General features: G+C 75.5%; 1 pseudogene. It reads right to left on the minus strand.

Annotated elements, in window-relative coordinates:
- Positions 1-2: 2 nt before the first annotated feature.
- Positions 3-10,655: pseudogene (locus tag ACIGXM_RS22615) on the minus strand (type I polyketide synthase); the annotation flags it as partial.
- Positions 10,656-10,693: the final 38 nt, after the last annotated feature.

Here is a 10,693-nt window from a genome sequence, read left to right on the forward strand (position 1 = left end):
GGCACGGTCGGAGCGTCCGCCGACGCCAGCTGCTCGCGCAGCCGGACGGCCAGTCGCCGCGGGGTGGGGTGGTCGAAGAGCAGCGTGGCCGGCAGCCGCAGACCGGTCGCCAGGGCCAGCCGGTTGCGCAGCTCCACCGAGGTCAGCGAGTCGAAGCCGATCTCCAGGAAGCCGCGTTCGGCGTCCACCGCCTCCGGGCTCGGGTGCCCGAGCGCGGCGGCGGCGTGGGCGCGCACCAGGTCGAGCAGGACGGCCTCCCGTTCCGGCTCGGTCCGGCCGGCGAGCCGCTCGGCAAGCGCGCCGGCCGACTCCTGCTCGCCGGCCGCCGCCCGGCGCACCGGCACCCGCAGCAGGCCGCGCAGCAGCGCCGGCAGCTGCCCGGTCGCGGCGGCGTGGGCGCGCAGGCCGGCCAGGTTGAGCTTGACCGGCACCAGCAGGGCCTCGTCCAGCGCGCCGGCGGCGTCGAACAGGGCCAGACCCTCCGCGTTGGAGAGCGGCGCCACACCGCCACGGGCCATCCGCTGCAGGTCCGCCTCGGCCAGGTCGCCGGTCATGCCGCTGCTCTCGGCCCACAGACCCCAGGCCAGCGAGGTCGCCGGCAGGCCGTGGGCCCTCCGGTGCTCGGCGAGCGCGTCCAGGAAGGCGTTGGCGGCGGCGTAGTTGGCCTGACCGGGACCGCCCAGGACACCGGCCACCGAGGAGAACAGCACGAAGGCGTCCAGCTTCTGATTGACCGTCAGTTCGTGGAGCAGCCAGGCCGCGTCGACCTTGGGACGCAGCACCCGGTCCACTCGCTCGGGGGTGAGCGAGACCACGGCTCCGTCGTCGAGCAGGCCGGCCGCGTGCACCACGGCGGTCAGCGGGTGCTCGGCCGGCACCGCGGCGAGCAGCTCGGCCATCGCCGTCCGGTCGGCCGCGTCGCACGCCGCGAACCGCACCTCGGCGCCGAGTTCGGCCAGCTGGTGCTTCAACTCGGCCGCACCGTCGGCGGTTTCACCGCGCCGGGAGACCAGCAACAGGTGCCGCACGCCGTGTTCGGCGACCAGGTGGCCGGCCAGCAGGCGGCCCAGCGAGCCGCTGGCACCGGTGAGCAGCACCGTGCCCGACGGGTTCCAGGCGGCCCGGTCGGGCTCGGCCGGCTGGGCGGGGAGGGCCACCCGGGTCAGCCGGGGAGCCAGGATCCGCCCGGCCCGGACGGCGAGTTGGGGCTCGTCGAGGGCGAGTGCGGCGGGCAGCGCCCGGGCGGAGTCCTCGTACTCGTCCAGGTCGATCAGGACGAACCGGTCGGGGTTCTCGGTCTGCGCGGAGCGGACCAGGCCCCAGACGGCGGCCGACGGGAGGTCGGTCACCTCCTCCCCCGGTCGGGCGGCCACGGCGCCGCGGGTGACCAGCACCAGCCGCGCGTCGGCCGTGCACTCCTGCGCGAGCCAGTGCTGGACCAGCTCCAGCGCCCGGTGCGCCACCTGGTGCGCCGCCAGCGCGACGTCCAGGCCCTGGTCGGCGAGCCGCGGGCAGCGGGCCAGGACGATCCGCGGCATCGGCGCGCCCGCGGCGACCGCCGCCGCCAGCGCGGCCGGGTCGGCGTGGACGACCGCGCCGGCTCCGCCGCCGAGGTCCTCGTGGTCCGGGCCGAGCAGCGCCCAGTCCGGGCCGCCGGCGACGGGCTCGGCGGGCGCCGGCACGGTGACCCACTCCCGGCCGAACAGCGCGTCGCCCACGCCGCCACCGGCGGCGCCGAGTTGCTCGGGCGAGACCGGGCGCAGCGCGAGCGAGTCGACGGCCGCCACCGCCGCGCCGGCGGCGTCGGCCAGTTCCAGCGCCACCGCGTCCTCACCCACCGGACGGATCCGCGCCCGCAGTTCGGACGCGCCGGTGGCGTGCAGGCGCACCCCGCTCCAGGCGAACGGCAGGCGCCCGCCACCGGTGTCCGCGAGGATCCCGCCGAGGGCCAGGGTGTGCAGCGCGGAGTCGAGCAGGGCCGGGTGCAGCCCGAAGGCCGCGGCCTGCGCCCGGTGGTCCTCGGGCAGCGCCAGCTCGGCGAAGAGCTCGTCATCGCGCCGCCAGGCGGCCCGCACGCCCCGGAAGGCCGGACCGTAGGCGAAGCCGAGCGTGGCGAAGCCGTCGTAGAGGCCGTCCACCGGGACGGGCTCGGCACCGGCCGGCGGCCACTCGGCCAGCGCGAACTCCGGAGCGGGCGAACCCGCGGCCAGTTCGCCGGTGGCGTGCCGGGTCCACGGCAGGTCGAGCGGAGCGTCCTCGAGCCGCGAGTGCAGGCTGAACCGGCAGCGCCCGGAGGTGTCCGGCGCGCCCACGGTCACCTGCACCCGCACCCCGCCGCGCTCGGGCAGCACCAGCGGCGCCTCCAGGGTCAGCTCCTCCAGCCGGTCGCAGCCGGCCTGGTCGCCGGCCCGGATCGCCAGCTCCACGAAGGCCGTGCCGGGCAGCAGGACCGCGCCCATCACGGCGTGGTCGGCCAGCCACGGGTGGGTGTCCAGGGCGAGCCGGCCGGTGAAGAGGTGGCCGTCGGCGTCGGCGAGCGCGAGCGAGGCGCCCAGCAGCGGGTGGTCCGCCGCGCCCAGGCCGGCCGAGGACACGTCCCCGAACGTCCCGGTGAACGGCTTGGGCCAGTAGCGCTCGCGCTGGAAGGCGTAGGTGGGCAGGTCGACGCGCCGAGCGCCGGTGAGGCCGGCCGACCAGTCGAGCTTGACGCCGCGCACGTACAGGCGGGCGAGGGCGCCGGTGAACGTCCCGGCCTCGGCCCGGTCGCGCCGCAGCACCGGCACGAAGTCGGCCTCCCCGGTCACGCAGTCCTGGCCGAGGGCGCTGAGGGTGCCGTCCGGGCCCAGCTCCAGGAAGGTCCGCACGCCCTCGTTCTCCAGGGTCGCGATCGCCTCGCCGAAGCGCACGGCCTCGCGCACGTTGCGCACCCAGTACTCGGGCACGGTCGGGTCCGCGGACTGGTCGACGGTGGAGACGATCGGGATCCGCGGGGCGTGGTACTCCAGGGTCTCCGCGAGGGCCCGGAACTCGGCCAGCATCGGGTCCATCAGCGGCGAGTGGGACGCGTGACTGACGGTCAGCCGCTTGGTCCTGCGGCCCTCGGCGGCCAACTTCCCGGCCACCTCCAGCACCGCCTGCTCGGCACCCGAGAGCACCACGGCCAGCGGGCCGTTGACCGCGGCGATGCCCACCTCGTCCTCGTGACCGGCCAGCAGCGGCAGCACCTCCTCCTCGGCCGCCTGCACCGCCACCATCGCACCACCGGCCGGCAGCGCCTGCATCAACCGGCAACGGGCCGCGACCAGGGTCGCCGCGTCCGCCAGCGACAGCACGCCCGCGGCGTGCGCGGCGGCCAGCTCGCCGACCGAGTGGCCGGACAGGAAGTCCGGCCTCACACCCCACGACTCGACCAGGCGGAAGAGCGCCACCTGGAGGGCGAAGAGCGCGGGCTGGGTGTGGCCGGTCTCGTCGATCCGCTCGCCGGTGAAGACGATCTCCTTCAGCGGCCGGTCGAGGTGCCGGTCCAGCTCCGCGCACACGGCGTCGAAGGCCGCCGCGAACACCGGGAACGCCTCGTACAACTCGGCGCCCATCCCGGCCCGCTGACCGCCCTGGCCGGCGAAGAGGAACGCGGTGCGACCGGCCGAACCGGCCTGCCCGGCCACCACCCGGGATGCCGACACCTCGGCGCGGGCCAGCGCCCGCAGCGCGCCGAGCAGCTCCTCGCGGTCAGCACCGATCACCGCCGCCCGGTGCTCGAAGGCGGCCCGGGAGGTCACCAGCGAGTAGGCGACGTCGGCCGAGTCCATCGCGGGCTCGGCGTCCAGCCAGGCCAACAGTCGCTCGGCCTGGTCCCGCAGGGCCGGCTCCGAGCGGGCCGACAGCACCCACGGCACCACCGCCCCGGAGGCGACGGGCGCGACGGAGGCGGCGGGAGCGGCCGGCGCCACGGGCTCGGGCGCCTGCTCGATGATCACGTGCGCGTTGGTCCCGCTGAACCCGAACGACGACACGCCCGCCCGGCGCGGCTCGTCGGTCCGCGGCCACTCCCGCTGCTCGGTCAGCAGCTCGACCGCGCCCGCCTCCCAGTCCACGTGCGGGGTCGGCTCGCTGACGTGCAGGGTGCGCGGCAGCACACCGTGCCGCATCGCCATCACCATCTTCATGATCCCGGCCGCACCCGCCGCCGCCTGGGTGTGGCCCAGGTTCGACTTGATCGAGCCCAGCCAGAGCGGCCGCTCGGCGGTGTGCTCCCGCCCGTAGGTGGCCAGCAGCGCCTGCGCCTCGATCGGGTCGCCCAGCGGCGTCCCGGTGCCGTGCGCCTCGACCACGTCGACCTCAGCGGCCGACAGCCCGGCGTTCGCCAGCGCCTGCTTGATCACCCGCTGCTGGGCCGGGCCGTTGGGGGCGGTCAGACCGTTGCTCGCGCCGTCCTGGTTGACCGCGCTGCCGCGCACGATCGCCAGCACCGGGTGCCCGTTGCGCCGCGCGTCGGAGAGCCGCTCCACCAGCAGCATGCCCACGCCCTCAGCCCAGCTGGTCCCGTCCGCGTCGGCGGAGAACGCCTTGCACCGGCCGTCGGCGGCCAGCCCACGCTGGCGGCTGAACTCGACGAACGGCGCCGGCGAGGCCATCACCACCGAACCGCCGGCCAGCGCCAGCGAGCACTCACCGGACCGCAGGGCCTGGGCGGCCAGGTGCAGCGCGACCAGCGAGGAGGAGCAGGCGGTGTCGATGGTCACCGCCGGGCCCTCCAGCCCGAAGGTGTACGAGACGCGGCCGGAGGCCACGCTGCTGGAGCTGCCGGTGCCGACGTAGCCCTCCAGGGCGTCCGCCGAGGTCATCAGCAGTGGACCGTAGTCGCCGTACATCACACCGGCGAAGACGCCGGTGCGGCTGCCCCTGAGGGTGGCCGGGTCGATGCCGGCCCGCTCGAACGCCTCCCAGGAGGTCTCCAGCAGCAGCCGGTGCTGCGGGTCGACCGAGACCGCCTCGCGCGGCGAGATCCCGAAGAAGGCCGGGTCGAACCCGGCGGCGTCGTGCAGGAAGCCGCCCTCCCGGGTGTAGGAGGTGCCGGGCTGCTCCGGGTCGCTGTGGTAGAGCGCCTCCAGCGGCCAGTCACGGTCGGTGGGGAAGCCGGAGACCCCGTCCACCCCGTCCACCACCAGGCGCCACAGGTCCTCGGGCGAGGTCACCCCGCCCGGGTAGCGGCAGGCCATACCGATGATCGCGATCGGATCGTCGTCCGTCGCCGCCACGGCGACGGCGGCGACGGCGGCGGGCAGCGAGCCCAGCAGTTCCTCGCGCAGCAGCTCGGCCAGGGCGACCGGGTTCGGGTAGTCGAACACCAGGGTGGCCGGCAACCGCAGGCCGGTGACCACGTTCAGGCGGTTGCGCAGCTCGACGGCGGTCAGCGAGTCGATGCCGAGGTCCTTGAACGCCCGGTCGCCCTCCACCGCGTGCGCGCCGGCATAGCCCAGCACCCCGGCGGCCTCGGCACGCACCAGCTCCAGCAGCGCCGCCTCGCGGTCGGCCTCCGGCAGGGCGGCGAGCCGCTGCGCCAGCTCCGAGGCGCCCGCCTCGGCCGCGGCCTGCGCCGCGCGGCGCACCGGCACCCGCACCAGACCGCGCAACAGCGGGGGCAGCAGGCCCGCCTCGGCCTGGGCGCGGAGCCCGGCCAGGTCCAGGTGGATCGGCACCAGCGCGGCCCGTTCGGTGGCCAGCGCCGCGTCCAGCAGGGCCAGACCCTCTTCGGCGGTCAGCGCGCCGACCCCGCCACGGGCCATCCGCCGCACGTTCGAGCTGTCCAACTCGCCCGCCATGCCGCCGTCCTCGGCCCACAGGCCGAAGCCCAAGGAGGTGGCGGGCAGGCCGGCCGCGCGCCGCAGCCGGGCCAGCGTGTCCAGGAAGGCGTTGGCGGCGGCGTAGTTGGCCTGCCCCGCGGTGCCGAAGGTGCCGGCCGCGGAGGAGAACAGCACGAAGGCGGCGAGGTTCTGATCCTTCGTCAGCTCGTGCAGGTGCCAGGCGGCGTCCACCTTGGGGCGCAGCACGGTGTCGATCCGCTCGGGGGTGAGCGAGGAGATGACGCCGTCGTCCAGCACGCCCGCGGTGTGCACCACCGCGGTCAACGGGTGCTCCAGCGAGCCGAGCAGCGCCGCCAGCGCGGCACGGTCGGAGACGTCGCAGGCGGCGAGCGCCACCTGGGCGCCCAGCTCGCCGAGTTCGGCCGCCAGTTCGGCGGCACCGGGCGCCTGCGCGCCGCGCCGGGAGACCAGCAGCAGTCGGCGGGCACCGTACGCGGTCACCAGGTGGCGGGCCACCAGGGCACCCAGCGAACCGGTCGCACCGGTCACCAGCACCGTGCCTTCCGGGTCGACGGCCGGCAGCGACTCCTCGGCCGCGACCGGCTCGCGCACCAGCCCGGGCGCGTGGGCGACGCCGGCGCGCAGCGCGAGCTGCGGCTCCCCGGTGTCGACGGCCCGCGCCAGGGCGCCCAGCGAGGCGGCCTCCTCGTCCAGGTCGACCAGTACGATCCGGCCCGGGTTCTCCGCCTGCGCGGACCGCACCAGGCCCCAGACCGCGGCGGACGGCAGGTCGGTGACCTCGTCACCGGTGCCGGTCACCACCGCGCCACGGGTCAGCACGACCAGCCGGCTGTCGGCGAGCGCCTCCTCGGCCAGCCACTGCTGGACCAGGGCGAGCACCCGGTGGACGCGCCGGTGCGTGGTCGCGGCGATGTCGTCCCCGGCCTCGGACTCGGCCGGCTCGCCGAGCGCGCCGACGGCGGCGACCAGGGTCCGCGGCGCCGCGGCGCCGTCGTGGACCGCCGCGAGCAGGGCCTCCAGGTCGGCGTGCGCGGCGACCCCGGCCAGGCCGAGGCCGTCGGCGGCGCCGAGCAGGGCCCACGACTCGACACCGGCGCCCGCCGGGTGAACCTCCGGCAGCGGCAGGGACATCCAGTCCAGTCGGAACAGCGCGTCGTGGTAGGCCGTGCGGCTCGCCGCCAGTTGCTCCATCGCCACCGGGCGCAGCACCAGCGACTCCACCGAGGCCACCGGTGCGCCGGTGCCGTCGGCGAGCGTCAGCGCCACGGTGTCGGGGCCCTGCGGCGCGATCCGCACCCGCAGGGCGACCGCGCCGGCCGCGTACAGCGAGACGCCCGACCAGGCGAACGGCAACCGGGCCTGACCGGTGTCCGCCAGGACGCCACCGAGACCGATGGCGTGCAGCGAGGCGTCCAGCAGCGCCGGGTGCAGACCGAAGAAGCCCGCCTCGGTGCGGCTCTCCTCCGGCAGCTCGACCTCGGCGAAGAGCTCTCCGCCGTGCCGCCAGGCGGCGCGCAGGCCCTGGAAGACCGGACCGTAGCCGTAGCCGGCGGCCGCGAAGCCGTCGTAGAGCGCCTCGACCTCGACCGGCTCGGCACCGGCCGGGGGCCAGGCGGCGAGCTCGGCGGCCGGCACCACGGTGCCGCCGGGGGCGAGCACACCGGTGGCGTGCCGGGTCCACGGCTCTGCCCCGGCCTGGAGGCCGGGGGGTGTCCCCACGTCCAGCGCGTCCTCGAGCTGGGAGTAGAGGTTGACGGTGCGACGGCCGGAGTCGTCCGCGGTGCCGACCCAGAGCTGCACCCGCACCGCGCCCTTGGCGGGCAGGAACAGCGGCGCCTCCAGCGACAGCTCGTCCAGTCGGCCGCAGCCCACCTGGTCACCCGCGCGGATCGCCAGCTCCACGAAGGCGGTACCGGGCAGCAGCACGGTGCCGTTCACCGCGTGGTCGGCCAGCCACGGGTGGCTGTCCAGCGCGAGCCGGCCGGTGAACAGGTGGCCGTCGGCGTCGGCGAGCGCGAGCGAGGCGCCCAGCAGCGGGTGGTCGGCGGCGCCCAGACCGGCGGAGGCGACGTCGCCGACCCAGCCGGTCAGCGGGCGGGGCCAGAAGTACTCCTGCTGGAAGGCGTAGGTGGGCAGGTCGACGCGCCGGGCACCGGTGCCGGCGAAGACCGCCTCCCAGTCCAGCCTGGCGCCGCGGGTGTGCAGCTGGGCGAGGGCGGTGGTGAAGCTCTCCGTCTCGGCGCGGTCGCGGCGCAGCACGGCGGCGAAGTGGGCGTCCTCGGTGACGCACCCCTGGCCGAGCGCGGTCAGGGTGCCGTCCGGGCCGAGCTCCAGGAAGGTGTGAACACCCTTTCGCTCCAGGGTCGCGACGGCGTCGCGGAAGCGCACGGCCTCGCGGACGTGGCGCACCCAGTAGTCGGGGGTGGTGAGGTCAGCGGACTGGTCGAGGGTGGAGACGATCGGGATCCGCGGGGCCTCGAAGGTCAGACCCGCCACAACCGTGCGGAACTCGTCCAACATCGGGTCCATCAGCGGCGAGTGGAACGCGTGGCTCACCGTGAGCCGCTTCGTCTTGCGGCCCTCGGCGGCCAGCTTCTCGGCCACCTCCAGCACGGCCTGCTCGGTACCCGAAAGCACCACGGAGGTGGGCCCGTTGACGGCGGCGAGGCCCAACTCGGCCTCCCGGCCGGCCAGCAGCGCCAGCACCTCGTCCTCGGCCGCCTGCACGGCCACCATCGCACCGCCAGCGGGCAGTCGCTGCATCAGCCGACCACGCGCCGCCACCAACTTCGCCGCGTCCGCCAGCGACAGCACCCCGGCGACGTGCGCGGCCGCGATCTCACCGATCGAGTGCCCGGTCAGGAAGTCCGGCCGCAGGCCCCAGGACTCGACCAGGCGGAACAGCGCCACCTCGATCGCGAACAACGCCGGCTGGGTACGGGCCGTCTCGTCGATCCGCTCGCCCGCGAAGACGACATCCTTCAGCGGCCGGTCCAGCTGCCCGTCCAGCTCCGCGCAGACCGCGTCGAATGCCTGCGCGAACACCGGGAACGCCTCGTACAGTTCACGGCCCATCCCGGCCCGCTGGCTGCCCTGACCGGCGAACAGGAAGGCCGTGCGGCCCGCCGAACCGACCCGTCCGGTGGCCACCCGGGCCGCCGACTCGCCGCGGGACAACGCCTCCAGCCCGCGCCGCAGTTCGTCGGGCCCGGCGCCGACCACGGCCGCCCGGTGCTCGAAGGCGGCCCGGGTCGTGGCCAGCGAGAAGCCGACATCCGCCGGGTCCGCCTGCGCCCCGCCGTCCAGGTGGCTCAGCAGCCGCTCGGCCTGCCCGCGCAGCGCTTCCGCCGTGCGGCCGGACAGCACCCACGGCACCAGCGGGGTCCGTCCGCCGGCCGCGGGCCGCTCCTCGCCGGCCTCCGGAGCCTCCTCCGCCGGAGCCTGCTCCAGGATGATGTGGGCGTTGGTGCCACTGAAGCCGAAGGACGACACCGCCGCGCGGCGCGGCTCGCCGCCCTGCGGCCACTCACGGGCCTCGGTCAGCAGCTCGACCGCGCCCTCGGTCCAGTCCACGTGCGTGGACGGCTCGGTGACGTGCAGGGTCTTCGGCAGCACGCCGTGCCGCATCGCCATGACCATCTTCATGATCCCGGCGGCGCCGGCGGCGGCCTGGGTGTGACCCAGGTTCGACTTGATCGAGCCGAGCCAGAGCGGCCGGTCCGCCGGACGTCCCTGGCCGTAGGTGGCCAGCAGCGCCTGCGCCTCGATCGGGTCACCCAGGGTGGTGCCGGTGCCGTGCGCCTCGACCACGTCGACCTGGTCACTGGTGAGGGCGGCTCCGGCGAGCGCCTGCTTGATCACGCGCTGCTGCGAGGGGCCGTTGGGGGCGGTCAGGCCGTTGCTCGCGCCGTCCTGGTTGACCGCGCTGCCGCGCACGATCGCCAGCACCGGGTGCCCGTTGCGCCGCGCGTCGGAGAGCCGCTCGACGAGCAGCATGCCCACGCCCTCGCCCCAGCCGGTGCCGTCCGCGTCGTCCGAGAACGCCTTGCACCGGCCGTCGGTCGCCAGACCGCGCTGCCGGCTGAACTCCACGAAGGTGCCCGGCGTCAGCATCACGGTCACCCCACCGGCCAACGCCAGCGTCGACTCACCCGACCTCAGCGACTGGCAGGCCAGGTGCAGGGCGACCAGCGAGGAGGAGCAGGCGGTGTCGATCGTCACCGCCGGGCCCTCCAGACCCAGCGTGTAGGACACCCGGCCCGAGGCGATGCTCGCCGAGGTGCCGGTGCCGACCTGACCCTCCAGGCCCTCGACCGACTGCTGGAGCAGCACGCCGTACTCGTTGTACATCACACCGACGAAGACACCCGTCCGGCTGCCCTTGAGCATGGCCGGGTCGATGCCCGCCCGCTCGAACGCCTCCCAGGACGCCTCCAGCAGCAAGCGGTGCTGCGGGTCCATCGACATCGCCTCGCGCGGGCTGATGCCGAAGAACGCCGGGTCGAACGCCCCCGCGCGGTGCAGGAAGCCACCCTCACGGGAGTAGGACGTGCCCGGGTGGTCCGGGTCCGGGTGGTACAGGTTCTCGACATCCCAGCCACGGTCCTCCGGGAAGAAGGAGACCGCGTCCCGCCCGTCGGCCACCAGGTCCCACAGGCCCTCGGGCGAGGCCACCCCGCCCGGGAACCGGCAGGCCATGCCGACGATCGCGATCGGCTCCTGTTCGCCGTCCTCGTACTCCTTCAGTCGGCGACGCGTCTCGTGGAGATCCGCCGTCACCCGCTTCAGGAAGTACCGCAGCTTCTCCTCGGCCGCCATCTCAGCCGGCATGTCAGGTCACCTCTCGGGGATGTTGCAGAAAGATCGGA

The sequence above is a fragment of the Kitasatospora sp. NPDC052896 genome, from assembly GCF_044547075.1.
In the GTDB taxonomy this organism is placed as follows: domain Bacteria; phylum Actinomycetota; class Actinomycetes; order Streptomycetales; family Streptomycetaceae; genus Kitasatospora.